This window comes from Candidatus Poriferisocius sp. (assembly GCF_965219815.1).
In the GTDB taxonomy this organism is placed as follows: Bacteria; Actinomycetota; Acidimicrobiia; order Acidimicrobiales; family Bin134; genus Poriferisocius.
This window is the reverse complement of the sequence record NZ_OZ244791.1, coordinates 2,325,806-2,351,561: the sequence shown is the minus strand read 5'-3', so window position 1 is coordinate 2,351,561 and position 25,756 is coordinate 2,325,806. Positions and strand designations below refer to the sequence as shown.

At 67.1% G+C, this 25,756-nt stretch carries 25 protein-coding genes and 1 riboswitch; of the genes, 6 read left to right on the top strand and 19 right to left on the bottom strand.

Annotated features, from left to right (window positions below):
• Window positions 1-7: 7 nt before the first annotated feature.
• From ACOQPI_RS11270 to lgt, 7 genes are all read right to left on the bottom strand, one after another.
• Complete coding sequence (locus tag ACOQPI_RS11270; RefSeq protein ID WP_420619734.1) at window positions 8-235, bottom strand: hypothetical protein; 228 nt, start codon at window positions 233-235, stop codon at window positions 8-10.
• Window positions 235-546 carry a hypothetical protein gene (locus ACOQPI_RS11265; RefSeq protein WP_420619733.1) on the bottom strand — a complete coding sequence of 104 codons (312 nt, stop codon included), beginning with the start codon at window positions 544-546 and terminating at the stop codon, window positions 235-237. Before ACOQPI_RS11265 ends, ACOQPI_RS11270 begins: the two co-directional genes overlap by 1 nt.
• Window positions 547-587: 41 nt before the next feature.
• Window positions 588-1,373, bottom strand: coding sequence for a DNA-formamidopyrimidine glycosylase family protein (locus ACOQPI_RS11260; protein ID WP_420621029.1), 786 nt, complete (start codon window positions 1,371-1,373; stop codon window positions 588-590).
• A gap of 33 nt (window positions 1,374-1,406) precedes the next feature.
• Window positions 1,407-2,651, bottom strand: coding sequence for a trans-sulfuration enzyme family protein (locus ACOQPI_RS11255; protein ID WP_420619732.1), 1,245 nt, complete (start codon window positions 2,649-2,651; stop codon window positions 1,407-1,409).
• On the bottom strand, window positions 2,641-3,897 hold the full coding sequence (metX, locus tag ACOQPI_RS11250; protein WP_420619731.1) for a homoserine O-acetyltransferase MetX: 1,257 nt from the start codon (window positions 3,895-3,897) through the stop codon (window positions 2,641-2,643). Before metX ends, ACOQPI_RS11255 begins: the two co-directional genes overlap by 11 nt.
• Window positions 3,898-3,948: 51 nt before the next feature.
• Window positions 3,949-4,092, bottom strand: a riboswitch (SAM-I-IV-variant riboswitch).
• Between the two features lie 52 nt (window positions 4,093-4,144).
• Window positions 4,145-5,284 (bottom strand): DEAD/DEAH box helicase, encoded by a 1,140-nt coding sequence (locus ACOQPI_RS11245; RefSeq protein WP_420619730.1) that lies wholly within the window; start codon window positions 5,282-5,284, stop codon window positions 4,145-4,147.
• A 90-nt stretch (window positions 5,285-5,374) separates the two neighbouring features.
• A complete protein-coding gene (gene lgt, locus ACOQPI_RS11240) occupies window positions 5,375-6,283 on the bottom strand; it encodes a prolipoprotein diacylglyceryl transferase (protein WP_420619729.1) in 909 nt (302 codons plus the stop codon).
• Between the two features lie 72 nt (window positions 6,284-6,355).
• On the opposite strand from lgt, the gene ACOQPI_RS11235 reads away from it, so the two are divergent.
• From ACOQPI_RS11235 to ACOQPI_RS11225, 3 genes are read left to right on the top strand one after another with little or no spacing between them, the layout of a single operon-like run.
• On the top strand, window positions 6,356-6,811 hold the full coding sequence (locus ACOQPI_RS11235) for a nuclear transport factor 2 family protein (RefSeq protein ID WP_420619728.1): 456 nt from the start codon (window positions 6,356-6,358) through the stop codon (window positions 6,809-6,811).
• A 3-nt stretch (window positions 6,812-6,814) separates the two neighbouring features.
• Complete coding sequence (locus tag ACOQPI_RS11230; protein ID WP_420619727.1) at window positions 6,815-7,609, top strand: SDR family oxidoreductase; 795 nt, start codon at window positions 6,815-6,817, stop codon at window positions 7,607-7,609.
• A gap of 15 nt (window positions 7,610-7,624) precedes the next feature.
• Window positions 7,625-8,509 (top strand): 3-keto-5-aminohexanoate cleavage protein, encoded by an 885-nt coding sequence (locus tag ACOQPI_RS11225; protein ID WP_420619726.1) that lies wholly within the window; start codon window positions 7,625-7,627, stop codon window positions 8,507-8,509.
• 12 nt (window positions 8,510-8,521) lie between these two features.
• On the opposite strand, the gene ACOQPI_RS11220 is transcribed toward ACOQPI_RS11225, so the two are convergent.
• From ACOQPI_RS11220 to ACOQPI_RS11210, 3 genes are all read right to left on the bottom strand, one after another.
• Complete coding sequence (locus tag ACOQPI_RS11220; protein ID WP_420619725.1) at window positions 8,522-10,135, bottom strand: alpha-amylase family glycosyl hydrolase; 1,614 nt, start codon at window positions 10,133-10,135, stop codon at window positions 8,522-8,524.
• Window positions 10,136-10,168: 33 nt separating this feature from the next.
• Entirely contained in the window at window positions 10,169-11,263 is a 1,095-nt protein-coding gene (locus ACOQPI_RS11215) for a Zn-dependent alcohol dehydrogenase (protein WP_420619724.1), read from the bottom strand.
• 88 nt (window positions 11,264-11,351) lie between these two features.
• Window positions 11,352-14,084, bottom strand: coding sequence for a vitamin B12-dependent ribonucleotide reductase (locus ACOQPI_RS11210; protein ID WP_420619723.1), 2,733 nt, complete (start codon window positions 14,082-14,084; stop codon window positions 11,352-11,354).
• Window positions 14,085-14,434: 350 nt separating this feature from the next.
• Here ACOQPI_RS11210 and ACOQPI_RS11205 point away from each other — a divergent pair, with 350 nt between their 5' ends.
• Window positions 14,435-15,169, top strand: coding sequence for a dihydrofolate reductase family protein (locus ACOQPI_RS11205; RefSeq protein WP_420619722.1), 735 nt, complete (start codon window positions 14,435-14,437; stop codon window positions 15,167-15,169).
• Between the two features lie 31 nt (window positions 15,170-15,200).
• Here the strand turns inward: ACOQPI_RS11205 and ACOQPI_RS11200 are convergent, their stop codons facing one another.
• The 9 genes from ACOQPI_RS11200 to recA all read right to left on the bottom strand — a co-directional run bounded on the left by ACOQPI_RS11200 (window position 15,201) and on the right by recA (window position 24,317).
• Complete coding sequence (locus ACOQPI_RS11200; RefSeq protein ID WP_420619721.1) at window positions 15,201-15,491, bottom strand: hypothetical protein; 291 nt, start codon at window positions 15,489-15,491, stop codon at window positions 15,201-15,203.
• Window positions 15,492-15,584: 93 nt separating this feature from the next.
• On the bottom strand, window positions 15,585-16,649 hold the full coding sequence (gene dapE / locus ACOQPI_RS11195) for a succinyl-diaminopimelate desuccinylase (protein ID WP_420619720.1): 1,065 nt from the start codon (window positions 16,647-16,649) through the stop codon (window positions 15,585-15,587).
• Between the two features lie 78 nt (window positions 16,650-16,727).
• Entirely contained in the window at window positions 16,728-17,552 is an 825-nt protein-coding gene (locus ACOQPI_RS11190) for a 2,3,4,5-tetrahydropyridine-2,6-dicarboxylate N-succinyltransferase (protein WP_420621028.1), read from the bottom strand.
• Between the two features lie 8 nt (window positions 17,553-17,560).
• Window positions 17,561-18,703 (bottom strand): aminotransferase class I/II-fold pyridoxal phosphate-dependent enzyme, encoded by a 1,143-nt coding sequence (locus ACOQPI_RS11185; protein ID WP_420619719.1) that lies wholly within the window; start codon window positions 18,701-18,703, stop codon window positions 17,561-17,563.
• Entirely contained in the window at window positions 18,703-20,013 is a 1,311-nt protein-coding gene (hflX, locus tag ACOQPI_RS11180; RefSeq protein WP_420619718.1) for a GTPase HflX, read from the bottom strand. The genes ACOQPI_RS11185 and hflX overlap by 1 nt, the downstream gene beginning before the upstream one ends.
• Window positions 20,006-20,809 carry a diaminopimelate epimerase gene (gene dapF / locus ACOQPI_RS11175; protein ID WP_420619717.1) on the bottom strand — a complete coding sequence of 268 codons (804 nt, stop codon included), beginning with the start codon at window positions 20,807-20,809 and terminating at the stop codon, window positions 20,006-20,008. The genes hflX and dapF overlap by 8 nt, the downstream gene beginning before the upstream one ends.
• Before the next feature lie 49 nt (window positions 20,810-20,858).
• Window positions 20,859-21,779 (bottom strand): tRNA (adenosine(37)-N6)-dimethylallyltransferase MiaA, encoded by a 921-nt coding sequence (gene miaA, locus ACOQPI_RS11170; protein WP_420619716.1) that lies wholly within the window; start codon window positions 21,777-21,779, stop codon window positions 20,859-20,861.
• Between the two features lie 29 nt (window positions 21,780-21,808).
• Window positions 21,809-23,221, bottom strand: coding sequence for a tRNA (N6-isopentenyl adenosine(37)-C2)-methylthiotransferase MiaB (miaB, locus tag ACOQPI_RS11165; RefSeq protein ID WP_420619715.1), 1,413 nt, complete (start codon window positions 23,219-23,221; stop codon window positions 21,809-21,811).
• Window positions 23,222-23,297: 76 nt separating this feature from the next.
• Window positions 23,298-24,317 (bottom strand): recombinase RecA, encoded by a 1,020-nt coding sequence (recA, locus tag ACOQPI_RS11160; protein ID WP_419851485.1) that lies wholly within the window; start codon window positions 24,315-24,317, stop codon window positions 23,298-23,300.
• Between the two features lie 226 nt (window positions 24,318-24,543).
• Here recA and msrB point away from each other — a divergent pair, with 226 nt between their 5' ends.
• Window positions 24,544-24,954 (top strand): peptide-methionine (R)-S-oxide reductase MsrB, encoded by a 411-nt coding sequence (gene msrB, locus ACOQPI_RS11155; protein WP_420619714.1) that lies wholly within the window; start codon window positions 24,544-24,546, stop codon window positions 24,952-24,954.
• 1 nt (window position 24,955) lies between these two features.
• On the top strand, window positions 24,956-25,732 hold the full coding sequence (locus ACOQPI_RS11150; RefSeq protein WP_420619713.1) for a glucose 1-dehydrogenase: 777 nt from the start codon (window positions 24,956-24,958) through the stop codon (window positions 25,730-25,732).
• Window positions 25,733-25,756 lie beyond the last annotated feature (24 nt).

Below are 25,756 nucleotides of genomic sequence, written 5' to 3'. Positions count from 1 at the left end.
TTGCCGCTCATGAATCGGCGGGCGGGCGCAAATCCACCCGCAAAACCAGAAAGCCGTCTTCGATGGCACCGGTGGCGTCGCCGATGATGGCGAAGTCCTGGAAGTCTTCCTGAGCCCGTCGGATGAACAGGGTCCGCTCCTCGCCGCCCACCGGCGGCAGCGTGCGATTCCTCACTGCCTCAGCCCGCTCCCGGAACCGAGTGATCATCGCCTCCACGTCCAGTTCGTCGGCCATCACCCGAGCGTATCGTCTGCCTCGGGGCTGTCCGACGAATCGGCACGACCCCGCCGCGGACTGTCGCCGGCGCGCACCCAGTACACGAAGGTGCCCAACAGGGCGATCACCGCCACCGCGATCAGCAAGGCCATCACCAGCCGGATTTCGTCGTCGGAATCAGATGGCGGCGGAACCGACCCGGTGTCGGGCTGTTCGGCCTGGGCGATCGGTTCCGGCGACCCCGTGGCTCCGGCAGTCGAGCCCAGCGCGACCATTCCCCCCAGAGTGAACAGGAACAGCGCCCCGACCAGCAGCCACTTCGCACGCACGGCACCCAGTCTCGCGCGGCATCTCGGCTCAGCGAGATCGTTCACTTCTGGTGTTGGGGACAGGAATAGGTGGTGCGCCCGCCGATGGTCTGCCGATCCAAGAATCCCCCGTCGCGGGGACATGAGCCGCCCCGGACTCTGGCGTGGTGGAGATCGCCGGTGTGCGACCCTCCCCGCTCGGCCAGCTCGGTCACCGTGAACCTGATGCTCTCAGCCAGCCGCTCCACCTCAGACACGTCCAGCGATCCCGCCTCTCGGGCCGGATCGAGCCCTGTCCGCCACAGGATCTCGTCCACCAGCAGGTTGCCCAAACCGGCCACCCGGTGCTGGTCGAGCAGTCGGACCTTCAGCGCGGTGCGGCTCCCCTCCAGGGCGGCGGCTAGCTGCTCGGTGGCGAGATTAAATGCATCGGGGCCGAGGCGGGTGTCATCGGGATTGAGCTCTACGCCGCCCAATCGCCGGGGATCGACAATGACCAGGGTGCCCTGGTCGTGGAAGCCCAGTTCGAATCGGCGCCACTCGGGAAGAACCCGGGCGCTGGAGTACTCCAGCTTCTCAATCACCGCGTGGTCGTCCACCACCAGCCTCCCGGTCATTCCGAACCGCAGGCCCAGCACAGCGCGGGCCGAATCATCGGAATCGCCGAAGTCCATCATCAGGAGCTTTCCCGTCCGGCGTGCAGCCACAACAGTTTGGCCCTCCAACGCCAAGCTCAGCGCGGCGGCATCCGCGCCCCCTTTGATGAACCAGTCGTCGGGAGCGTGCACTGTGGCAACCGTGCGGCCCACCGTGTTGACGGCAGCCCGGCGGTAATACTCGACCTCGATGATCTCAGGCAGCGAACCCGGCCTCTCGTAGCTTCAGACCGACTCAGCGGTGGCCTTGTCGGCCGCGTGGAGCAAATCGGCTACCACGTCGTCGCTGTGCTCCAAACCGACCGACACCCGGATGGTGCCGGGCCCGATGCCGGCGGCCTCTAGCTCCTCAGGCGTCAGCCCGGCGTGGGTGGTGGACGCCGAATGGGTGACCAGCGTCTCGGGGCCGCCCAGCGACGTGGCAATCTGGGCCAGCTTCACCGCTTCCACGAACCGCTCCCCCGCCTCGTGTCCTCCAGCGAGGTCGAAGGCCAAAAGCCCTCCGAACATCCGCATCTGGCGCTTGGCCAGATCGTGCTGGGGGTGGGAGGCCAGGCCGGGATAGCGCACCGATTCCACCCCGGGATGGCCCGACAACGCCTCGGCCAGCTGCTGGGCGGTGGCGCTCTGGCGCTCGAGGCGAACCCCCAGGGTGCGCAGGCCCCGCAAGCCGTTCATGGCGTCGAAGGGGGCGGCGTTGGCCCCCTGCAAGATGGCGAACCCCCACAACGAGGCGATCAGATCGGCGCTGCCCGACACCACCCCCAGGGTGGCGTCGTTGTGGCCGCCGAGGCCTTTGGTGGCCGAGTGCAGGCTCAGGTCCACGCCATAGTCCAGCGGTCGAGTGATGCTTGGCGGGGCGAAGGTGGCGTCCACCGCGGTGAACGGGCCACCGATGGCGCCCAGCTCTTCCAAATCAACCAAGTCCAAGCGGGGGTTGGCCGGGGTCTCGGCGAACACCAGCATGGTCTGGCCCGGTCGCACCGCGGCTTGGAAGGCTCCCGGTTCGGTGCCGTCCACAAAGGTGACTTCGATCCCGAAGCGGGGACACACCGCCTGGAGCAGAAACTGGGTGCCGGAGTAGAGCTGGCGCTGGGCCACGATGTGGTCGCCCGACGAGCACAGGCCCAAGATCACGCAGCTCACCGCGCCCATGCCCGATGCGAAGGCCCGGGAGGCCTCCGCCCCCTCCAGCTCGGCCATGGCCTCCTCGAAGGCGGCCACGGTGGGGTTGCCGTTGCGGGTGTAGTAATGGCTCTCGGCTGGATCGAGCGCCATGCGCCGGCCCTCGTCAAGCGAGGGAATACGGAACGTGGTGGTGGGGTGGAGCGAAGGGGCCAACTCGGCCCCGCCAGAGCGCCGACCGGCCAGTACGGCCAGGGTATCGGGGTGGGAGAACCCCGCAGGATCGGGTGCAGCCACTGCTCTCTGGCTGCTGGCAGCCTCGTCCCAGCCGGCTTCAGCTGACACCGCTGCCCACCTTCTCCAAGAAGTCCTTGATGGCCTGCCCCACCGCCTCCACTTCGAGCAGAAACCCGTCGTGGCCATGCGGGCTGTCCACCACGGTGTAAACGCACCGGCCGCCAGCCGCCACCACTGCGTCGTGGAGCTCCACCTGCTGGCGGGGCGGGTACAGGGTGTCGCTGGTGATGCTCAGCGACAGCACCGGCGAGTTGATTCGGGAGACCGCCGCAGCGATGCCGCCCCGGTCCCGGCCTATGTCGTGCAAATCCATCACCCGGTTGAGCACCAGGTAGGTGTTGGCGTCGAACCGCTTGGCCAGCTTCTCCCCGTGGTAGTCGAGGTACGACTCCACCTGGAACCGGTCCCACAGGCCGTACACCGAGTGGATGTCGAACAGCTCCCGCCCGAAGCGGTCTTCGAACACCTCGTCGGACCGGTACGTGATCTGGGCCAGCGACCGGGCGATGGCCAGCCCGGCATGGGGGCCTTGTCCGGGCGGGTTGTCGTAGTAGTCGCCCCCCTGCCAGTTGGGGTCTAGCGCCAGGGCGGTGCGCCCCACCGCCGACCAGCCGATCTGCTGGGCGCTGGCCGCCATGCACCCGGCCAGCGAGCACACCGAGCTCACCCGGTCGGGGAACATCACGCCCCACTCCAGGGCCTGCATCGCCCCCATCGAGCCTCCCACCACGGTGAGCCACCGCCGAACGCCGAGGTGATCGGCCAACCGGCGCTGGGTGCGCACGATGTCGCGCACCGTCACCGTGGGGAACGACGAGCCGTAAGCGGTGCCGGTGTCGGGATTGGGCGACGCCGGCCCGGTGGTGCCCTGACAGCCGCCCAGCACGTTGGCGCACACCACGTACAGCTCATTGGTGTCCAAAACCTTGCCGGGGCCGACCATCTCTCCCCACCAGCCGGGGGTGGGGTGGCCGTGACCGGCTTCGCCGGCCACATGGGAGTCGCCGGTGAGGGCGTGGCAGATCAGCACCGCGTTGGAGCCGTCGGGGGCCAACTGCCCCCAGGTCTCATAGGCCAGGGTCACTTCCCGCAGCGCCCCGCCGCCCTCCAACTCGAAGGAGTGGGGGCGGTCGAGGGTGAAGAACTGGCGTTTGCCGGGGGGATCACCGGGCCGCCACGCGCCGGTCACCGGCAGATCGGTGCTGTAGCCCCGAGGGTGGACCGGCGGGAGCTTGTCATCAACCGGCGCGGCGGGAGGATCTTGCTGGCGACTGCGGTTCTTGCCTGTGCGCATGATCCTCCCTTCGTCTGTCTAGGGGAGGGCCACCGCTGTCCTAGCGGCAAAGCACGGACACTTGGTTGCCCCTGGCCGAACCAGAGGCCACATCCCCCGCCGAAGCGGGCGAGCACCTTGGGTGTCCCTCCCAGGTTGCTGGACCCTCCGTCCGAGCACATTGACTCGGGCGGCGAGCCGCTCTCGATGTACCCCACAAGGGTAGCGGGGCACGGTTCTCAGGCTCAACCTTTTACTGTTCGAAGCCTCAGACGGGCTCGACCACCGGATCCCATCGGTCGAGGGCATCGAGCCGGTCGTCGTTGGAGAACATCTCCACGATGGGCACGTCCAGCGACAGGCGGAGCTGGAGCCGCTTGACCTCCAGCTCCTCGTTCCACAGCGACAACGTGACGGCCATGCCCGACTCTCCGGCCCGGGCGGTGCGCCCCGAGCGGTGCAGATAGGTCTTGTGGTCGGGCGGCGGGTCGTAGTGGATCACCACGTCCACATCGTCGATGTGCAGCCCCCGAGCGGCCACGTCGGTGGCCACCAGGGCCTGGATCTCGCCGGACATGAACCGGGCCAGCGAGTGCTCCCGGGCCTTCTGGCGGAGGTCGCCGTGGATGGGCTCGGCTCGCACGTTCTCGGCTTTGAGCTTGCGGCTGAGGCGATCGCATCCGTGGCGGGTGGCGGAGAACACCAGCGTGCGCTTGGAAGCCCGGATGATGGCCGCGGCCACCTTGACCTTGTCCATCTCGTGGACGGCCACAAACCGGTGCTGCATCTCGTCCACCGTCACCTGCCGGGACTGGACCTCGTGGCGAACCGGGTCGCTTTGGTAGCGGCGGACCAGGGCGTCTACCGCCCCGTCCAATGTGGCGGAGAAAAGCATGGTCTGATGGCGGGCCTCCACATGGCGCAGAATCCACTCCACCTGGGGCAAGAACCCCATGTCGGCCATGCGATCGGCCTCGTCCACCACCACGATCTCCAACTTGGCCACCGACACTGCCTTGCGGTCGATCAGGTCGATGAGCCGTCCGGGGGTGGCCACGATGATGTCCAGACCGGAGTCGATCTTCTTGATTTGGGCCTCGATGGGGGCCCCGCCGTAGACCGGGGCCAGATCGAGGTTGCGGCACCGGGCCAGCGGACGCAGCTCCTTGGCCACCTGCACGGCCAGCTCCCGGGTGGGAACCAGGATCAGGCCGCGCACCCAGTGGGAGTCGGCCCGGGACAGGTTCTCCACCATGGGCAGGCCGAAGGCCAGGGTCTTGCCCGAGCCGGTTTTGGCCTTGCCGCACACGTCCAAGCCGGCGAGCGCGTCGGGGATGGTGAGAGCTTGTATGGGAAACGGGGTCTCAATGCCCCGTTCGTTGAGCGAGGCCACCAGATCTGAGGCCACGCCCAAAACGCGGAATTCTTCTGTCATCTATGAGTGGGGCGGCGGAAGGAAGCGGAATGATCGCCAGCCCGCTCCGTAAGGATACCGGCTTCAGGTCTCCAACGGGATGTTTTCCGGCTCATCGGAGGCCGACTCATCAGACTCGGGTTCTTCGGGGACCGCTTCGCCGGCCTCGGGCTCATCGGGGACCGACTCATCAGATTCGAGATCGTCACCCTCGCCTCGACCCCAGAGCAGATAGGCCACCGAGCCGATGATCAAGGCCAGCATCACCCAGATGTTCACCCGCACTCCGGCCAGCTCGCTGGCGAAGTCCACCCTGATGAACTCGATCCACAACCGCCCAAGGGAGTATCCCAGCACGTACAGCCCGAACAGACGGCCCGGCTTCAGCGTGAAGCGCTTGCCCACCCAGAGCAAAGCCCCGACCAAGGCCAGGTTCCAGATGCACTCGTACAAGAAGGTGGGGTGGAAGGTGTCGTCGTTTGGATAGCCAGCTCGCGCTGCTGGCAAGGGATCGATCTCCAGCGCCCACGGCAGGTCGGTGGGCCGACCAAATAGCTCTTGGTTGAACCAGTTCCCCCATCGACCGATGGCTTGGCCCAAAGGCAGGGCGGGGGCCGCCGAGTCGGCGATGTCGGACAGGGGGATACCTTTTTGGCGGGCGTATACCCACATGACGGCGGCGGCCACGGCCACCGCGCCGGGTATGCCCAAGCCGCCCTCCCATATCTGCCAGACCTCGCCCCAATTGCCCTGGTAGGTCTTCCAATCGGTGATTACGTGGTAGATCCTCGACCCGATCAGACCGGCGATCACCGCCCATACGGTGATCGAACTGGCCAGCTCCTGGGAATGGCCCCGCTGGGTGAACCGCCGGTGGAACAGCCAGGCCGCGGCCAAGACGCCGAGGGCGATCATCAGGCCGTAGGCCCGCAGTTCCAAAGAGCCGATATCCAGGCTGCTTGAGCCCGGACTGGGAATCGCTGCTGGCGTCACCTATCCACTCTGCCACGCGGCGATCCCGTTCACTTATCTCAGGCTGCCGGTGATCTGATTAGATTGCAGCCCATGATCGACAGTGCGCGACAGATTGAAAACCTCATGTACACCTACGCCGAGCGGATCGATGCCGGGAACCTGGAGGGGGTGGCCGACCTGTTCGCCGACGGGCGCATCCGCGCTGCCCCCGACACGCCGTTCGAGCAGACGGTTGTCGGACGCGACGCAGTGCTGGTCATGTACCAGAATTCAACCCGCATCTACCCATGCGGCACCCCTCGCACCAAGCATGTGACCACCAACGCCATCATCGAGACCGATGACGACGCCGGTGCAGGGTCTGCTCGCTCCTATTACACCGTCTTCCAGCAGCTCGACGATTTCCCGCTCCAACCCATCATCACCGGCCGCTACCACGACACCTTCCACCGCATCGATGGGGAGTGGTGCTTTGACACCCGAATCATGCTGGTAGACCAGATGGGCGACCTGAGCCGCCACCTGCTGTTCGAGTTAGACCAGTAGCCCTTGACCTCCGCGACCAACCTCACGCCCGCCAACCTGTTCGGCCTCCACGGCAAGATCGCCCTGGTTACCGGGGGCGGACGGGGCATCGGGGCCATGATTGCCGAAGGCCTCCTGGGCGCGGGCGCCCGGGTGGTCATCTCCTCCCGTCGACAAGACCAGCTCGATGAGGCGGTTGAGGAGATGTCGGGCATCGGCCCCGTGGAGGCCATCGCCGCCGATCTGTCCACCCAGCAGGGGTGCGAGGGGTTGGTCGAGGCGGTGGGCGAGCGCACCGACCATCTGGACATCCTCATCAACAACGCCGGGGCCACCTGGGGGGCGCCGATGCGGGAGTTCCCCGACTCGGCTTGGGACAAGGTGATGAACCTCAACGTGAAGGGGGTATTCCAACTCACCGTGGCCCTGCTGCCCCTTCTGGAGGCTGCGGCCACTCCTGAAGACCCCGCCCGGGTGATAAATCTGGGCTCGATTCAGGGGCTCCAGGCCCCCGACATCGAGAACTACTCCTACTCGGCCAGCAAGGCCGCGGTCCACCACATGACCCGGGTGCTGGCCAAGAAGCTGGGGCCCAGCCACATCACAGTCAACGCCATCGCCCCAGGGGCGTTCTACACCAAGATGATGGCCCAAACCCTGGACAATTTCGGCGATGAGATCGCGGCAGCCACCGCCTTGGGACGGCTGGGTCAGCCTGAGGACATGGCCGGAGCGGCGATTTTCCTCTCGGGGCGGGGCGGGGCGTATCTCACCGGCGCGGTCATCCCGGTGGACGGCGGCTACGCCACCACCCTGTAGGCAGAGTGATTGCCCATGCCAGCAGTGTTCATCGAAGTCCGGGCCAACGAGTACACCGGCCGAGAGGCCAACCCCAACGTCCCCTGGTCGATTGACGAGCTGATCGCCGATGCGGTGGCCTGTGCCGAGGCCGGGGCGTCGGTCTACCACTTCCACGGCCGGGATGCGGCCACCGGGGTGCCGGTGTGGGACGCCGCCACGCTGGGGTCGGTGATCGCCGGAGTGCGCGACGCCTGCGATTTGATCCTGATGCCCACGCTCGGCGCCTCCACCGTTCCCGACCCCCATGCCCGGCTGGCCCCCGTGCTGGATCTGGCCGCCGATCCGGCCACCCGGCCCGAACTGGCCCCCATCGACCTGGGCAGCTTCAACATCGACCCCTACGACCCGGCCACCGGCGCATTCGGCAATCCCGACATCGTGTACGTGACCCCGCTGCGGGCGCTGCGGGAGATGGTGGCCGATGTGGCGGAGGCCGGGATGAAGCCGATGGGCGCGCTGTGGACGGTGGGATCGGCCCGGCTGATGTCGGCCTTCTTGGACACCGGGGACATGGCCGCACCGGCTTACGGGGAGGTGACCTTGTCGGACTCGTGGCTGTCGGGGCATCCGGCCACGGTGGACGGGCTGGACGCCATGACCCGGTTCTTGCCCGACGACGGCCGGGTGGTGTGGGGGTGCCTGGCCTACGGTGCCGACCTGCGGCCCTTGGCCGCGGAGGTGATCGGCCGAGGCGGGCACCTCATCGCCGGACTGGGCGACTACCCCTACTTGGAGTTGGGCACCCCTTCGAACGCCGACATCGTGGCCGCGCTAGCCGGCTGCATCGCCGACGCGGGGGCCGAGTTGGCCACCGTGCCGCAGACTCGGGCGATGCTGGGCCTGGAACCAGCTTCCTAGGCCAGGATCCGGTCAGGCCGCCTCCGGCACCCGGACCAGCAGCACGCCTTCGGGGGCATCGAGACCGATAGCCGAATCGATTACCGCACCGGCGGCCTGCTGGGAGGAGAACGCGAGTCGCCACTGCCCCGGCGGCAGTCGGAAATCAGTGGGGACATCGCCCACGTTGAGGGCGCACACGGTGTCGCCCCGCCGGAAGCCGATCACCGGCGCTGAGCGATCGGTCAGCCACTTCAGCTCGCCAGCGTGGAGGTCGCCGAGCTCGCGGCGCAGCGCGAGAAGCTCCTGATACTTGTAAAGCACCGAGCTGGGATCGTCGCGCTGGGCTGAGACGGTATCGGCATCGTCTCTGTCGACGGGAAGCCACGGCTCGGGTCCATCGGTGAACCCGCCCGTCGGCCCCCGCGACCACGGCATCGGAGTGCGGCATCCGTCCCGGCCGTCGGCGGGGTTCTGATTCCGGACGGCCACTGGGTCTTGGCGCTGGTCGAGGGGCACGTCCACCTCTTCGAGGCCCAGCTCATCGCCCTGGTAGAGGAATGGCAGGCCGGGCAGGGCGAACAGCAGCACGCAGTAGGCCAGCGACCGCGACTGGCCCAGCTCGCCGCCGCCCAACCGGGTGGGCGCCCGGGGGTCGTCGTGGCTGCTGATGGCCCAGGACAAATCCCGGGGGGCGGCGTCGAGCGCATCTCGGAACGTGGACCACATAGCTGACGGATCCCAGGGAGTGTGCATGGGGGCGAAGTAGAAGGCCCGGTGCAGCCCGTCCTGTTTGGCCACATACCGGCTCACCTGGTTGGGATTGTTGTCCCTCAGGTAGACCTCCCCCAGAAGCAGAGCGTCATAGCGCTCCGCGATGGCCCTCCAGCGGCGGTAGATGGCAGTGTTGCCCGCCTGATCGAGGTCGTAGCGGTGGTCGTAGCAGCCGAACGCCTGGCGAGGGCTCATGTCCGGGGTGACCGGGAACCGCTGCGGGTTGTCGGGCATGAGCATGTTCTTGACCAGGCCATGGGCCACATCCACCCGAAAGCCGTCCGCGTCGCGGTCCAGCCAGAACGTGAGCACATCGTCGAACTCCCGCACCAGGTTGGGGTTGGCCCAGTTCAAGTCGGGCTGCTCGGGCAAGAACAGGTGCAGGTAGTACTGCTCAGAGGCCTCGTCAAAAGTCCAGGCCGGCCCCCCGAAGTGCGATATCCAGTTGTTGGGGGGCCCGCCGCCCAGCGCGGGGTCCCGCCAGTGGTAGTAGCCCCGCTTGGGGTCATCAGGATCGGACTTCGAAGCCTGGAACCAGGGGTGCTGGTCGGAGGAGTGATTGGGAACCAGGTCGATGAGCACCCGCAGTCCCAGCCGATGGGCCTCGGCGATGCAGGCGTCGAAGTCTTCTAGCGTGCCGAACAGGGGGTCGACGCCGGTGTAGTCGGCCACGTCGTAGCCGAAATCGCACATGGGCGACGGGTAGAAGGGGGTGATCCACACGATGCCCACCCCCAGCCAGGCCAGATAGTCCAGCTTCTCGGTGAGGCCGGGAAAGTCCCCCACCCCGTCGCCGTTGCCATCGGCGAACGAGCGGATATACACCTCGTAGCCCACTTCACGGTCCCACCAGCGCAGGTTGTTCTGAGCCATGACCGGAGATGCCTCTCTAACCGCAGCTCTTGCTCAGTTGAAGGCGATGACGCTGCGCACCACGTCGCCGGCCTTCATGGCTTCGAAGCCGTCGTTCACGTCATCGAGCCCAATGGTGGCCGACACCATCTCATCGAGCATGAGGCGGCCATCGAGATAGAGGTCGACGAGGCGGGGCATGTCCACCCGGAACACGTTCGACCCCATGAGCGACCCCTGGAGCCGCTTGTCGGACATGAACAGCTCCTGGCCCTCAATCTCCACCTTGGTTCCGGGGGGAATCATGCCCATAACCGTGGCCGTTCCGCCCCGGCGGATCATCCCGAACGCCTGCTGCGCGGTGAGCGCCAAGCCAATGGCCTCAAAGGAGTAGTCCACCCCGCCACCGGTCAACTCCAATACCTGCTCTACCGGGTCGCCGTCGGCAGGGTTGACCGCGTGGGTGGCTCCCAGGCGCAGGGCGGTGTCCAGCTTCCGGGGCTCGAGGTCAACCGCGATGATCTTGGTGGCGCCGGAGATGCGGGCGGCTTGGATCGACGACATGCCAACTCCGCCACAGCCGATCACCGCCACCGAGGCGCCGGGCTCCACCCCGGCGGTGCGGAACACCGCGCCGGTGCCGGTAGTGACCCCGCAGCCGATGAGCGCGGCCCGGTCCAGCGGCATGTCGGCGCGAACCTTCACCACCGCGTTCTCGTGGACCAGCATCTGCTCGGCGAACGACGAGAGGTTGGCGAATTGGAACACCTCCTGGCCATCACGGCTGAGCCGGGCGGGCTCGTTCTCAGAGCGGACACAATCAACCCGGCTCTGGACGCACAGGTAGGGCTGGCCGCTCAGGCATGAGTCGCAGCGCCCGCAGAACACCGACAGGCAGCAGATGACGTGGTCGCCGGGCTGCACCTCGCGCACATCGGGGCCCACCGCCTCCACCACTCCGGCGGCCTCATGGCCGAGCACGATGGGGCGGGGAACCACCCAGCCCTCGGTCTCCATGAAGTGCAAGTCGCTGTGGCACAGCCCCGACGCCGCGGTTTGAATCAGCACCTCGCTGCCTATCGGAGCGGCAACGTCTACTTCGTCCACCACCAGATCTTCCCGACCGTCCAAGAACAGCGCCGCTCTCATGAGATCCTCCTCCGCCTGACCCGATGGCAGGCGTGGTCAAACTACCAACGCGAGATGCTTCTGTGCCGAAGCTGGGGCCGAGGCTCGCTCAGGAGCAGCCGGAGGTGGAGCCGCAGTCGGGGCAGGCGTGGCAGCTTCCGGCCCGCACCATGAGAACGCCGCAGTCGAAGCAGACCGGGGCGTGGGCATCCAGGGGGGTCTGGCGGGTGAAGGGAGACGGGGGGTCGGGTTCCACGACGTCGCCGGGCACAGTGACCGGCACCTGCTCCTCCACCCCGGGCAGGGTGGGCTGGATGCGCTCGTCGGTGGTGTAGATGCCCAGACCGAGCCGCTCCTCGGGGTCGAGGTACTCCACCGCCAGGCGGCGGAACAGGTAGTCGATGAGGCTGGTGGCGATGCGGATGTCGTGATCGTCGGTCATTCCAGCCGGTTCGAACCGCATGCCGGTGAAGGCGTCCACGTAGGCCCGCAACGGCACCCCGTATTGCAGTCCGTGGCTCACCGCCATGGCGAAGGCGTCCATGACCCCGGACAGCGTGGAGCCCTGTTTGGACACCCGGAGGAAGATCTCGCCCGGGCTGCCGTCCTCGTACTCCCCCACGGTGGCGAATCCCTTGCAGTCGGCCACCCGGAACTCGAAGGTGCGGCTGGTGCGGGACCGGGGCAGCCGACGGCGCTCAGGCTGCGGCGACGCCGGTGTCGCCGCTGGGTCCCGAGCCGGATCGGGCTGGGTGGTCGAGGCATCGGCAACCGACAGGGGTTGGCCCAGCTTGCAGTTGTCCCGATAGACGGCCAGCGCCTTGACCCCCATCTGCCAGGCATCCACGAAGAGCTGCTCGATCTCGGCGGCGGTGGTTTCCTCGGGAACGTTGACGGTCTTGCTGATTCCCCCCGAAAGCCAGGGCTGCACCGCGGCCATCATCTTCACGTGACCGCTGGGAGAGATCACGTTGTCGCCCATGGAGCAGGCAAACACCGGCAGATGGGCTGGGGCGAGATGGGGGGCACCCACCACCGAGCCCCGTTCGTGTACATGGGCCTCGATGTCGGCAACATGGGCGGGGCTGTAGCCCAGACGATGCAGCGCCCGATCCACCGTCTGGTTGACGATGGGCATGGTGCCGCCTCCCACCAGCTTCTTGGTCTTGACCAGGCCCAAATCGGGTTCGATGCCGGTGGTGTCGCAGTCCATCATGAACGAGATGGTGCCGGTGGGGGCCAGCACCGTGGCCTGCGAGTTGCGGACCCCTGCGGTGTCCCCCCACTCCACCGCGGCGTCCCACGCGGCCCGGGCGGCGTCGAGCACCTCTTGGGGCACCGGCTCGACTTCCAGGCGGCTCAGCGCGTCTCGGTGCATCCGCAGCACTCGCCGGGTGGGCTCCTGGTTCTCGGCGAACCCCTCGAACGGTCCCAGGCGGGCGGCCATTCGCCCTGAGGTCTCGTAGGCCACCCCGGTCATCAGCGCAGTAACCGAGGCCGCCCAGCCCCGGCCCTCATCGGAGTCGTAGGCCAAGCCCAAGGCCATGAGCATGGCCCCCAGGTTGGCGTAGCCCAAGCCCAGTTGGCGGAACCGCCGGGTGGTGGCCCCGATCTGCTCAGTGGGATAGTGCGAAGGGCCAACCAGTATCTCCTGGGCGACGGTCATCACCCGGACTGCGGAGCTGAAACCCTCCACATCGAACGCGCCGTGGTCGTCGACGAACGACAGCAGGTTCAAGCTGGACAGGTTGCAGGCTGAATTGTCGAGGTGGAGGTATTCCGAGCAGGGGTTGCTGGCGGTGATGCGGCCGGTTTCGGCCGCAGTGTTCCACCGGTTGATGGTGGTCTCGAACTGCACCCCGGGGTCGGCGCACTCCCAGGCGGCCTCGGCTATCTGGGAGAGAAGCGACCGGGCTGACACCGTCTCCAGCACTTCGCCGGTGGTGCGGGCGGTGAGATGCCACTCCCCGTCTTCGGTCACCGCGGCCATGAACTCGTCGCTGAGCCGCACCGAGTTGTTGGCGTTCTGGTACTGGATGGAGTGGACGTCGGCGCCGTCGAGGTCCATGTCGAAGCCGGCATCCCGCAGCGCCCGGGCCTTGCGCTCCTCGATGGCCTTGCACCAGATGAACTCGGACACGTCGGGATGGTCGGCGTCCAGCACCACCATCTTGGCCGCCCGCCGGGTCTTTCCCCCCGACTTGATGGTGCCGGCCGAGGCGTCCGCGCCTCGCATGAAGCTCACCGGGCCGCTGGGAGCGCCCCCGCCGCTCATCTTCTCCTGGCGAGACCGGATGAGGCTCAGGTTCACGCCGGCTCCCGATCCCCCCTTGAAGATCCGCCCCTCCTCCCCGTACCAGTCGAGGATCGACTCCATGGTGTCGTCCACCGCCAGGATGAAGCAGGCCGACGACTGGGGCACCGCCCCGGGAACCCCGAGGTTGAACCACACCGGCGAGTTGAACGCGGCGCGCTGGCGGACCAGCAGCCAGCGAAGCTCATCGGCAAACGCCTCGGCCTCCTCCGGCTCGGCCAGGTGCCCCGACTCGGTTCCCCACGCCACCAGCGTGTTGACCACCCGGTCGATCACCTGTCGCAATGATGTTTCCCGCTCCGAAGTGCCCAAACCACCCCGGAAGTACTTCTGGGCCACGATATTTCCGGCATTGACCGACCAGTTGGCCGGGAACTCCACATCGGTCTGCTCGAAGGCCACTTCGCCGTCTGCGCTGGTGATTCGGGCGTCGCGGCGATGCCAATCCACCTCGTCGTAGGGGTGGAAATCGGCGCGGCTGAAATGGCGGCTCAGGCCGATTCTGGTGCGGTCAGATGCCAGAGCCATCAGCACTCCTCAACGGATGCAGCTCTTATGGCGCATACCGCGTCTATTTTATCCTTGCTCGATTGAGGCTGCGGCGTGAGCGGCCAGGTCAAAAGAGCCTCGTCACGAGACGTGCCTGCACCGGACACGCCAGCCCGTCCAAACAACGGGCTGGACCCCTCAAGGAGTCGCCTGAACCCCACTATGGTCGTCGGCGTCAGCCACCATTCCGGCCACTCACACCGCAGCAGTACGTCACGGTAGATGATGGAGCCTGTGGACGGTAAGGAGGATAAGGGGGATTCCCTGTGGATTTCAGGTGAATATCTGGAAACATGCCCGACTGACCCGCCTGCTACCGTCGGCGGCAGGTGCATCAGCTGTTTCCTCGGTTCGTCTCCGACATTGACCCGGTTTCGGTCTACGCGTCCGACAGCCGCATCCCCCACTCCAACCGGCCTTGGCTGATGCTGAACATGGTCACCTCCGCCGATGGCGCCACGTCGGCCGATGGCGTGTCGGAGGGGTTGTCGAGTCCCGAGGACCGGCGGGTGTTCTCGGCCCTCCGGGCGGTGGCCGACGTGATCTTGGTGGCGGCCGAGACCGTGCGGCGCGAGGGCTACGGACCGCCGAAGACCAGCCCGGAGGCCGCCGCCAGCCGAATGGATCGAAACCAGTCGCCGCGGCCTCGACTGGCCGTGGTGAGCGGTTCGCTGGATCTGGACTTCACCGCACCTCTGTTCGCCGACCATCCACCGCCGATGCTGTTCACCGTGGCCGATCCGCCTGCCCACCGTTTGGCCCAAGCCGAGGCGGCCGCGGAAGTCCACCGCGTGGGCGACCATCAAGTGGACTTGGCGGAGGTGCTGCGATTGATAGGCCATACAGGCGCCGATGTTGTGCTGGCCGAGGGAGGTCCCAGCCTCAACGGGCAGCTTCTGGCCGCCGGGCTCTTGGACGAGCTGTGCTGGACGATCTCGCCGACGCTGGCCGGCGGTGACACATCCCGGATGACGCGGGGCGCCCCGTCCCGGTTCGACCGTCTGCGGCTGGATCGGGTATCGGCTCAAGACCACACTCTCTTTCTGCGCTACCTCACCCACTGACCCGGACTCTGTTCTGACGCTCCCGAACCGCTTATCGGCCGTCGGAACTGACCGGCAGAGCGGTGTCGCCCATGATCACGTAGACCGGTTCTGACTGGGACAATCCCGCGGCCGGCGCCTCCGGCGACAGCGACCAGTGGAGCTTGCCGGCGAGGAACGAACTGGCCCACAGCACGAGAAACAAGGCGGACACGGCCAGCGCCCTTCGGAACCAGTACACCTTGGCCGGCAATCGCCGGGATACCGGCGGCTCAGGGCAGTGGTCGGACACCAACACCAACGCGGGCTTCAAGGCCGGCTGGGCCATAGGTTGATCAAACATGGGTAAAGCCATGTGACCATTGTCCAGACCGCGGTGACAGTTAGTCGGAAAACAGTTGTCTATCTGCGGTTTCGCAAATTTCAGCCGCGTATTTCAAGCGGTGGTGAGCAACGATTCGAGAACGCTTCGGTAGGTCTCCACCGCCGCCCTGTCCACCCGCTCTTCAGCAGTGTGGGCCAAGGTCGATTCTCCGGGCCCGAAGTTGGCCGCAGGAATGCCCCGCTCAGCGAAGAAGGCCACGTCGGTCCATCCCAGCTTCGACTTGATCTCCAGATCGTTGTCGGCGATCAGCCGTTGCAGCACCGGGTGGCCCAACCCCGGTGGGGCGGCCGGTGCGTGTTCGGTCACCTCGAAGCCATCTTCATCGCCCAATACGGGCGCCAACATCTCTCGCAGAATGTCCTCGGCTTCGGCGGGGCTTCGATCGGGAGCGTAGCGATAGCCCAGCGTCACCTCGGCCCGGTCGGGCACAACGTTTCCGGCCACGCCGCCCTCCACCGCCACCGCCTGAAGCGACTCCCGGAATTGGCAGCCGTCGATCACCGGCGTGCGGGGTTCGTATGCCTCGGCCAGTTGGAGCACCGATCCAAGCCGATGGATGGCGTTGACCCCCATCCAGGGTCGGGCGGTGTGGGCTCGGGCGCCGGCCAGCGTCACCACCGCCCGCATCGATCCCTGGCATCCGGCCTCCACCGCTCCCCCGGTGGGCTCGCCCAGCAGAGCCACGTCGGTGGCCAGCAGGTCGGGGCGGACATCGAACAGCTCCCGCAGTCCGCTGTCGGCCACTCTCACTTCCTCGCGGGCGTAGAACAGCCACGTCACATCCACCTCAGGCTCGGCCACCGCGGCGGCCAACTCCAGCATCACCGCCAACGCCGACTTCATGTCCGCGGCTCCGAGGCCCCACACCACATCGCCCTCGATGCGGGCCACCGCGTTGTCGTTGGGGGGCACGGTGTCGCTGTGGCCGCCGATCAGCACCCGCTGGGGTCGGCCCAAATCGGTCCGAGCCACCACATTGTCGCCCACACGATCCACGGTGAGGCCGGGCACCGCCCGCAGCTCCTCCTCGATGAGACCGGCGATAGCGCCCTCGTTGTAGGACACCGAGGCGACATCGATCAGCTCGGCTGTTTTGGCCAGCAGATCAGCGCTCATGGCCTGCCCCGTCAACGATTTTCGCCGTGTCGGAAGCCGCGGACCCGATGAAGAGGCCTGCCTGTGGATAACCCATGCCTAAGTGGCTGCGCCATGCTCGCGCAATACATCGTTCAGCTGGGCCTTGTCGTGGCGCTCGCCGGGCTCAAGATGCTTGATCACCAGCACGCAGGGCATGCCGAAGGTGCCCCCGCCGAACTCCCGAGGCCGGGTGGCCGAGACCGCCACCGACCAAGCAGGAACCGAGCCGCGGCCCAACTCCTCGCCGGTGGCCGCGTCGATCACCGGGATCGAGCCGGTGAGCACGCACCCGGCGCCCAAAACCACGCCGTCGCCCAGCCGGGCGCCCTCGGCCACGATGCAACGGCTGCCTACCAAGCAGTCGTCTCCGACGATGACCGGGGCGGCCTGAGGAGGCTCCAACACCCCGCCGATGCCCACCCCGCCGGAGAGGTGGACGTTGGCCCCGATTTGGGCGCAGGAGCCGACGGTTGCCCAGGTGTCGACCATCGTGTTGGCGCCCACTCGTGCGCCGATGTTCACGTAGCTGGGCATCATGATCACGCCCCGGTCCAAGAACGAGCCCCAGCGGGCCGACGCCCCCGGCACCACCCGAACGCCGGCAGCCTGATAGTCGGTCTTGAGGGGGATCTTGTCGGCGTATTCGAACGGCCCCAGTTCCATGGTCTCCATCTCGGCCATGGAGAACAGCAGCAGGATGGCCTGCTTGAGCCACTGGTTCACCACCACCTCGCCCTGGCCGTTCACCTCGGCCACCCAGGCCGCGCCGGTGTCCAGCAGGTGAATAGCCTCTTCCACCGCAGCCCGGGCCTCGGGATCGCCGTCGGTGATCGGCGTCCGGTCGGCCCACAGCGCCTCGATACGGGCTTGCAGATCGGTCATCTCAGTGCTCACTTCCTCACGGTATCGCCGCACCGGGCGGCCACTCGCTGTTCAAGCAGGTCGATTTGAGCATCGGGAGCCACCGCGGCCACTCGGGCGTAGGCAGCGCCCTGGGGCCCGTAGAACTCGCCGGGGCTGATCAGCGCGCCCAGCTCCTCGGCCACCCGGCGGGACAGCGACCAACCGTCGCCGTCGGGCGACGCCGCCCACAAGTACAGACCGCCGCCGGGCAGGCTCACATCGGAGGCGTAGGGCACCAGGAGATCGCGGAGGCGGGCCAGCCGGGAGCGGTAGATGTCCCGCTGGGCGTCTACGTGGCGGTCGTCGCCGAATGCCGCCACTGCGGCGGCCTGCACCGGGCCGGGGACCATCATCCCAGCGTGCTTGCGGACCTCCGACAGATAGCCCACCAGATCGGGATCGCCAGCGTAGAAGCCGGCCCGCATTCCGGCCAGGTTCGACCGCTTGGACAGCGAGTGCACCGCCACCACCCCGTCGGGTCCCGTGCTGAGGACGCTGGCCTCGGCGGTTCGGGCGGCCTCGTCCCAGATGAATTCGATGTAGCACTCGTCGCTGAGCACCGGTACACCGTGATGGCGGCCCCACTCCACCGCGGCGACCAGATCGTCGATGGCACCGGTGGGGTTGCCCGGCGAGTTCACCCACAAACACAGCGAGCGGGCGATGTCATCGGGCGCCACCGTGTCGAGATCGATACGCCACTGGTGGTCGAGCGGCACGGGAACCGCCCGGCAGCCGGCCAGCGCAGCCCCCATGGCGTAAGTGGGATAGGAGACCGCCGGGTACAGAACGGTGTCGCGACTGGGATCGCGCAACCGCAGGTAGTGGGGCACGGTGGCCACCAACTCCTTGGTGCCCACGCAGGCCGCCACCGCGGCGGTGGCGGCGTCGATGCCGAACCGCCGGGCCAGCCAGTCCAGCGCGGCCTCCCGGTAGGCAGGCGACCCTACCGACGCCGGGTAGCCCCGCTCGCTGTCGGAGGCCGAGAGCGCAGCCACCACCTCCGGCGGGGGCGGATCGGAGGGTGCGCCCACCGACAAGTTCACGCAGCCGCCGTCAAAGCCGTCGGCCACCGATCGCAGCTCATCGAGACGGTCGTAGGGGTATGGCGGGGGAACGAAACCGTCCACTACCCCACCACCCACTCCGAGAGCCGGGCCGCCGATGCCTCATCGAGGCGAGCCTGGATCCGGTAACCCTCTTCTTCGTTCTCAGTGGTCAGCACATGGCCGGCCCGCTGAACCGCAGCCAGCACCTCGCCTCGGGCGTAGGGCACCACCAGCTCGACGATGAGCCCGCTGGAGCGCAGCTCATCGGCCATCGCGGCCAGCAGCTTGTCGGTCCCCTCGCCGGTGGCAGCCGAGACCACGATGGCGTCCTTGTTGGCACCCAGCGGAATGTCCCGTCCGGCCAGTAGGTCGCATTTGTTGTACACCAGCAGCTCGGGGACCGCACCCGCGCCGATCTCCCGCAGCACTTGGCGCACCGCGGCAATGTGGCTGTCGGGGTCGGGTCCGGAGGCGTCCACTACGTGCAGCAGCAGATCGGCCTCAGCAACCACATTGAGCGTCGAGCGGAACGCCTCCACCAGTTGGTGGGGCAGCTTTTGGATGAATCCGACGGTGTCGGTGAGCAGCACCCGCTCCCCGCCCGGTAGCTCGAGTCGGCGGGTGGCGGCGTCGAGGGTGGCGAACAGCCGGTTTTGCACCAGCACTTCGGAGTCGGTGAGCAAGTTGAGCAGCCGGGACTTGCCCGCGTTGGTGTAGCCCACGATGGCCACCGTGCTCTGGGCCGAGCGGCGACGGCTCCGGCTCTGCACGCTGCGGTTCTTGGCGATGTCGCGGAGTTGGGCCTCCAGCTTGTGGATGCGCCGCTGGATGCGCCGTCGGTCCACCTCCAGCTGGGTTTCTCCCGGTCCCCTGGTGCCGATCCCACCGGCTTGCTGGCTGAATGCCCGGCCCCGGCGCAGGCGGGGCAGCCGGTAGCGGAGCTGAGCCAGCTCCACTTGGGCCTTTCCCTCTTGGCTGCTGGCGTTCTGGGCGAAGATGTCGAGAATCACCGCGGTGCGGTCGATGGCAGTGCGGCCGAGGATCTTCTCCAGGTTGAACTGCTGGGCCGGGCTCAGCTCGTCGTCGAACACCACGGTGTCGGCGTCCGCCTCTTCGCACACTTCGAGGATCTCGTCAACCTTGCCTTTGCCGATGTAGGTGGACGGATCGGGGGCGCGGCGGCGTTGGACCAGGCGACCCATCTCATCGGCCCCGGCGGTGTCGATGAGCTGGGCCAATTCGTCGAGTGCTGCATCGGTGCGGGCTGGGTCGGCGCCGTCGAGAGTGACGCCCACCAGCACGATCTTCTCTCGGAAGGTCCGCTCGATGAACGCCCCCGACTCCCCACCGTGGGTGCCGAATCCGCCCCGGTGGGTCTCGCTGTCAGCCATATTCAACCGCCGCGATGAAAGCCGCGGGCCCGACCAGAACCGCGGTTTCGCCCAGCTCCACCGTCACGTCGCCACCGGGCATAGACACCTGGACAACCGTACCGGTCAAACCCCAGCGGTGAGCCGCATGGGCGGCAGCGCATGCTCCGGTCCCGCAGGCCTCGGTCACCCCGACCCCTCGTTCCCACACTCGCATCTCGATTCCCCCGGCGGCGGCACCGATGAACTCCACATTGATCCCCCCCGCCAGGCGGGAGAGCTCAGACCCGTTCCTGGCCACATCGATCTGGTGCACGTCGTGGACCGCCACCACCAGATGGGGATTGCCCACGTCTGCGGAGGAGAAGTGATCGGCGAAGCCGTGGTTGCGGAGGTATTGGACGACCTCGCCTTCTTCCAGATCGGGGCCGGGGCCGATCAGCCCCATGTCGACTCGAACCTGGACCACGGTGGGATCTTCAGTGGGTTCAACGCTCACGGCTCGAATCCCGGCATCGGTGCCTATGGACAGCTCCCGGTTGGAGCCGCGGGCGTCTCGCCTGACAACCGCCTGGGCCAAGCAGCGGATGCCGTTGCCGCTCATCTCGGCCCGGGTCCCATCGGCGTTGAACAGCACCATGGTTGCATCGGTGCCCGCACCGGCATCGCCGGGCAGGCCGAAGATGAGCCCGTCGGCCCCCACGCCGCGGGTGCGGTGGCATGCGGCCTCGGCCGTCGCGGGGGCGTCGGCGGGCAGCGCGTCGGCCAACGCGATCAGAAAGTCATTTCCCAAGCCGTGGTGCTTGGCCAGCTGCATCGTTCCAGTCTGACAAGTTCTGGGCCCTGCACCGCGCACCATTTCGACCTCAGCTCGGGGATCGGTGTTGTGCCATGTGGGAGAGCGCTTCATCGGCCAGCGACTCGGTGTCGGAGTCGGCGTTGAGCCAGGCGATGCGGGGGTCGCGACGGAACCACCGCTCCTGTCGGCGGGCGAACCGCCGGGTACGGGTGATGGCCAATGTCAGCGCCTCCTCCAGCGACATCTCGCCGCTGAGGTGCGCCAGCAGCTCCTTGTAGCCCAGAGCCTGGGAGGCGGTGCGCGACAGCGGTGGATGGCGAGCGGCCAGAGCTTCCACCTCGGCCAGAAAGCCAGCCTCCATTTGCCGCTGGTACCGCTGCTCAATGCGGCAGTCGACCTCGGCGCGAGACAGCGACAAGCCCACCTGGACAATGTCGCGGGGCGGGTACTCGCTCAGGCCTGGCCCATAAGAGGAGAACGGACGGCCACCGCCCACTGTTACCTCCAACGCCCGCACGATCCTTCGCCGGTTGGTGGGCTCCATGCGCGACGCGGCAACCGGATCGAGCTCGACCAATCGGCGATGCAGGGCCGTGGTATCGAGCTCCTCCTCCAGGGCGGCAGCCGTTTCGGGATAGCGGGCCGGGATTTCCAGATCGTCGATCACCGCCCGGTAGTAGAGACCGGTGCCGCCCACCAGCACTGCCTGTCGACTTCGCGCTGCGACGTCGGCCCGGGCTTGGCGGGCCGCGGCTTGGAACATGGTCAGGGAGTAGTCCTCAGAGGGTTCGGCCACGTCGATGAGGTGGTGGGGCACCTCGGCCCGCACTGCGGCGGAAGGTTTATCGGTGCCAATGTCCATTTCCCGGTACACCTGCATGGAGTCCACCGAGATGATCTCGGCCTCCCCCAGACGGCGGGCTATGGCTAGGGCCACCGACGACTTACCAGTGGCCGTAACCCCGACGACGGCCAGCGTGCTCGGCATCTTCACAAGTTCGGACCCCGACAAGCCGCTCAGAGGGCGGCCACCGGTATCCGGGTGCGCCACCGGGGCGGAGCGGTCACCTCGGACAGCTCTCCCCGCAAGTGGTGGGCTCCGGCCGCGGTCACGTCCACGGTGGCGAAGGTGCCCGGCTTCAGCTTCTGGGGTGAGGGGAAGTGGACTAGGCGGTTCTGACGGGTCCGGCCAGTGAGAACACTGGGGTCTTTCTTCGACGGCCCTTCCACCACTACTTCTTCGCGTCGGCCAACCCGGGCCTGGTTGCCCTGGCGGCTGGAGCGGTCCACCACCGCCCGGAGCCGCTCGAAGCGGTCCCGCACCTCTTCGGGGTCGCAGAACTGGTCGGTCATCTCGGCGGCCTCGGTGCCGGGGCGGGGCGAGAACACGAAGGTGAATGCCGAGTCGTATTCCGCCTCAGCGGCCACCAGCAGGGTCTGTTCGAAGTCGTCCTCGGTTTCGCCGGGAAAGCCCACGATGATGTCGGTGGATACGGCCAGGTCGTCCACCGCGTCCCGGGCGGCCCGCAGCCGCTCCAGATAGCGCTCGGCGGTGTAGCCCCGGTGCATGGCCGCCAGCACCCGGTTGCTGCCCGATTGCAGGGGCAGGTGCAGGTGCTCGCACACCGAGGGAACCTCGGCCATGGCCTCAATAGTCTCGGGCCGCAGATCCTTGGGATGGGGGCTGGTGAATCGGATCCGCTCGATGCCCTCCACCGCGCCCACGGATCGGAGCAAATCAGCGAACAGCGGGCGAAGCGATACCCGCTCTCCGGCCTGGCGGCGGTCCCGCTGGAGATCGCGGCCATAGGAATTCACGTTTTGACCCAGAAGGGTGATCTCGGTGACCCCGCCGGCCACCAGATCGGCGGCCTCGGCCACCAAGAGCTCCAGCGGGCGGCTGATCTCTGCCCCCCGCACCGCGGGCACGATGCAGAAGGCGCATGAGTTGTCGCACCCAACCTGGATGGTCATCCACGCCGCGTAGGGGGCGTCCCGGCGCACCGGCAGTGCGGAGGGGAAGCTGTCGCGGTCGTCGTCTGCGGCCTCTTCGAGGATCTCCACGATGGGCCCGTCGGCGGCGGCACCAATCAGATCGGCGGCCCGATGCACATTGTGGGTGCCGAACACTACGTCGACATGGTCGGCCCGCTCCCGGATCAGATCCCGGTCTTTCTGGGCCAGACAGCCCGCCACCGCGATCTGCATGTCGGGGCGGGCCTGCTTGAGCCGCTTGAGGTGCCCGAGTTGGCCATAGAGCTTGTTGTCGGCGTTCTCGCGGATGCAGCAGGTGTTGAGCACGATGACGTCGGCCGACTCCATGGCGTCGGCCGATGTCATCCCGTCGGCTTCTAGCAGCCCGGCGATGCGCTCGGTGTCGTGCTCGTTCATCTGGCACCCGTAGGTGCGGATGAAATAGCTGCGGCTCACCCCGACAGGCTACCTGTCGGCTACCAACTGCCTCCTAGCCGGTTTCACCGGCATCCCTGCTGGATTCTCCGGTGTCCTAGCCGGTTTGGGCCGCGGCATCCTCGGTGGCCTCGGCCACCTCGGATGCTTCTTCCTCGGCTGGAGGGTTCACGGCCCTCCACACCCGCTCGGTGATCTCCACCATGATCTCAGGGTGCTCAGACAAGAACGCCTTGGCCTTGTCGCGGCCCTGGCCGAGGTGCTCGCCCTCGTAGGTGAACCAGGCCCCGGACTTGTCGATGATGTCCAAGTCCACGCCCACATCCAGCAGCGAGCCTTCCCGGCTGATGCCCTTGGAGTACATAATGTCGAACTCGGCCTGGCGGAACGGTGGGGCCACCTTGTTCTTGGCCACCTTCACCCGGGTGCGGTTGCCCACCACATCGACGCCCTGCTTGAGGGACTCGATGCGGCGGATGTCGAGGCGGACCGACGAGTAGAACTTCAGCGCCCGCCCGCCCGGCGTGGTCTCGGGAGAGCCGAACATCACGCCGATCTTCTCCCGGAGCTGGTTGATGAAGATGCACACCGTCTTGGACTTGTTCAAGTTGGCGGTGAGCTTGCGCAGCGCCTGCGACATCAAGCGGGCTTGCAGGCCCACGTGGGTGTCGCCCATGTCTCCCTCTATCTCGGCCCGGGGGGTGAGGGCGGCCACCGAGTCGATGACCAGCACGTCGAGCGCGCTCGACCGGATCAACATGTCGGCGATCTCCAGGGCCTGCTCGCCGGTGTCGGGCTGTGAGATCAACAGCTCGTCCACGTCGACGCCGATGGCCTTGGCGTAGATCGGATCGAGGGCGTGCTCGGCGTCGATGAACGCGCAGATCCCCCCGTTCCGCTGGGCCTCGGCCACTGCATGCAGTGCCAGGGTGGTCTTGCCGGAGGACTCCGGGCCGTAGATCTCCACCACCCGGCCCCGGGGGAGCCCCCCGACACCCAGCGCCAAGTCGAGGGCTAGTGCCCCAGTGGGGATGGTCTCGATGGCCATGGTGCCCTTCTCACCCATCTTCATTACGGCGCCTTGGCCGAACTGCTTCTCGATTTGGCCGAGGGCCATCTCTAGTGCCTTATCTCGCTCCACATCTCCTCCTTAAGGTCATGGGTATCGCGGCTGCGAGTTCACGGGGGAACGTCGAGCCACACTCTAAAGACGACCAGTGACAGTTTGTCCCCGAGTAATGACATCAGCGTAGTTACGGGGGCGGAATTCCACAAGTACCCCACACCCCGGCAAGGGGCTTCTCGCTGGCCTGAAATGGCCGTTCATCCGATACGGTGAGCGTATGTCAGAACAAACGTTCACCGACGAGGAACTGCGCCAGCGGCTGACCGCCGAGCAGTATCACATCACCCAGCAAGCCGGCACCGAGCGGGCCTTCACCGGCGAGTACTGGGACTGCAAAGACGAGGGCATGTACCGCTGCCGGGTGTGCGACGTGGAGCTGTTCTCCTCTGACACCAAGTACGACTCGGGAACCGGCTGGCCGTCTTTCTACGAGGAGGCCGGCGAGGGCAAGGTAGACCGCCACACCGACCAGAGCCACGGCATGACCCGTACCGAGGCGGTGTGCGCCGCGTGCGGGGCACATCTGGGCCATATCTTCCCCGACGGCCCCCACCCCACCGGCGAGCGCTACTGCATGAACTCGGCTTCGCTTAGGCTCGACCGCGATCTCACCGAAGAGGAGAACTGAAATGGGAAGGCTGGACGGCAAAGTGGCCCTCATCTCCGGGGGCGCCCGGGGCCAGGGCGAAGCCGAGGTGCGGCTGTTCGCCGCCGAGGGCGCCAAGGTGGTGTTCGGCGACGTGCTCCACGATGAGGGCGAGGCGGTGGCCGCCGATGTGGGCCCCAATGCCCACTACATCCCCTTGGACGTGACCGACCCGGGCGCGTGGCAGAAGGCGGTGGATGAGACCATCAGCCTCTATGGCCCGCCCAACGTGCTGGTGAACAACGCCGGGATCCTCCTGTTCGGCGTGTCCATGGTGGACACGTCGCTGGATGACTACATGCGGGTGATCAACGTCAACCAGGTGGGGGTGTTCCTGGGCATGAAGCACACCGTTCCCGCCATGATCGAGGCCGGCGGCGGGTCGATCGTGAACATCAGCTCCACCAACGGCATAGCCGGCTACGGCGGCACGGTGGCCTACACCGCCTCCAAATTCGCGGTGCGGGGCATGACCAAGAACGCGGCCCTAGAACTGGGCCAACACGGCATCCGGGTCAATTCCATCCACCCCGGCGGCGTGGACACCGCCATGACCGCTCCCGACACCCTGGGCGACGCCATCTCCGACGAGGACCGCGAGGCAACCTTCGCCATGCTCCCCCTGGGCCGGGTGGGCCAGCCCGAAGAGATCGCCCGCCTCGCCGTCTACCTCGCCTCCGACGAGTCTTCCTACAGCACCGGCGCCGAGTTCATCGCCGACGGCGGCATGCTCGCCGGCGTCGTCAACCCCGAGATCTAGACCAACCGACCCGCTTCCCTCGCC

Bases quoted from the DNA above. Each gene is read 5' to 3' on its own strand.
- ACOQPI_RS11270 (WP_420619734.1), bottom strand. From the start codon at position 235: ATGGCCGACGAACTGGACGTGGAGGCGATGATCACTCGGTTCCGGGAG.
- metX (WP_420619731.1), bottom strand. From the start codon at position 3,897: ATGCGCACAGGCAAGAACCGCAGTCGCCAGCAAGATCCTCCCGCCGCG.
- ACOQPI_RS11235 (WP_420619728.1), top strand. From the start codon at position 6,356: ATGATCGACAGTGCGCGACAGATTGAAAACCTCATGTACACCTACGCC.
- ACOQPI_RS11225 (WP_420619726.1), top strand. From the start codon at position 7,625: ATGCCAGCAGTGTTCATCGAAGTCCGGGCCAACGAGTACACCGGCCGA.
- ACOQPI_RS11220 (WP_420619725.1), bottom strand. From the start codon at position 10,135: ATGGCTCAGAACAACCTGCGCTGGTGGGACCGTGAAGTGGGCTACGAG.
- ACOQPI_RS11215 (WP_420619724.1), bottom strand. From the start codon at position 11,263: ATGAGAGCGGCGCTGTTCTTGGACGGTCGGGAAGATCTGGTGGTGGAC.
- ACOQPI_RS11210 (WP_420619723.1), bottom strand. From the start codon at position 14,084: ATGGCTCTGGCATCTGACCGCACCAGAATCGGCCTGAGCCGCCATTTC.
- ACOQPI_RS11200 (WP_420619721.1), bottom strand. From the start codon at position 15,491: ATGTTTGATCAACCTATGGCCCAGCCGGCCTTGAAGCCCGCGTTGGTG.
- dapE (WP_420619720.1), bottom strand. From the start codon at position 16,649: ATGAGCGCTGATCTGCTGGCCAAAACAGCCGAGCTGATCGATGTCGCC.
- ACOQPI_RS11190 (WP_420621028.1), bottom strand. From the start codon at position 17,552: ATGACCGATCTGCAAGCCCGTATCGAGGCGCTGTGGGCCGACCGGACG.
- hflX (WP_420619718.1), bottom strand. From the start codon at position 20,013: ATGGCTGACAGCGAGACCCACCGGGGCGGATTCGGCACCCACGGTGGG.
- dapF (WP_420619717.1), bottom strand. From the start codon at position 20,809: ATGCAGCTGGCCAAGCACCACGGCTTGGGAAATGACTTTCTGATCGCG.
- miaA (WP_420619716.1), bottom strand. From the start codon at position 21,779: ATGCCGAGCACGCTGGCCGTCGTCGGGGTTACGGCCACTGGTAAGTCG.
- recA (WP_419851485.1), bottom strand. From the start codon at position 24,317: ATGGCCCTCGGCCAAATCGAGAAGCAGTTCGGCCAAGGCGCCGTAATG.
- msrB (WP_420619714.1), top strand. From the start codon at position 24,544: ATGTCAGAACAAACGTTCACCGACGAGGAACTGCGCCAGCGGCTGACC.
- ACOQPI_RS11150 (WP_420619713.1), top strand. From the start codon at position 24,956: ATGGGAAGGCTGGACGGCAAAGTGGCCCTCATCTCCGGGGGCGCCCGG.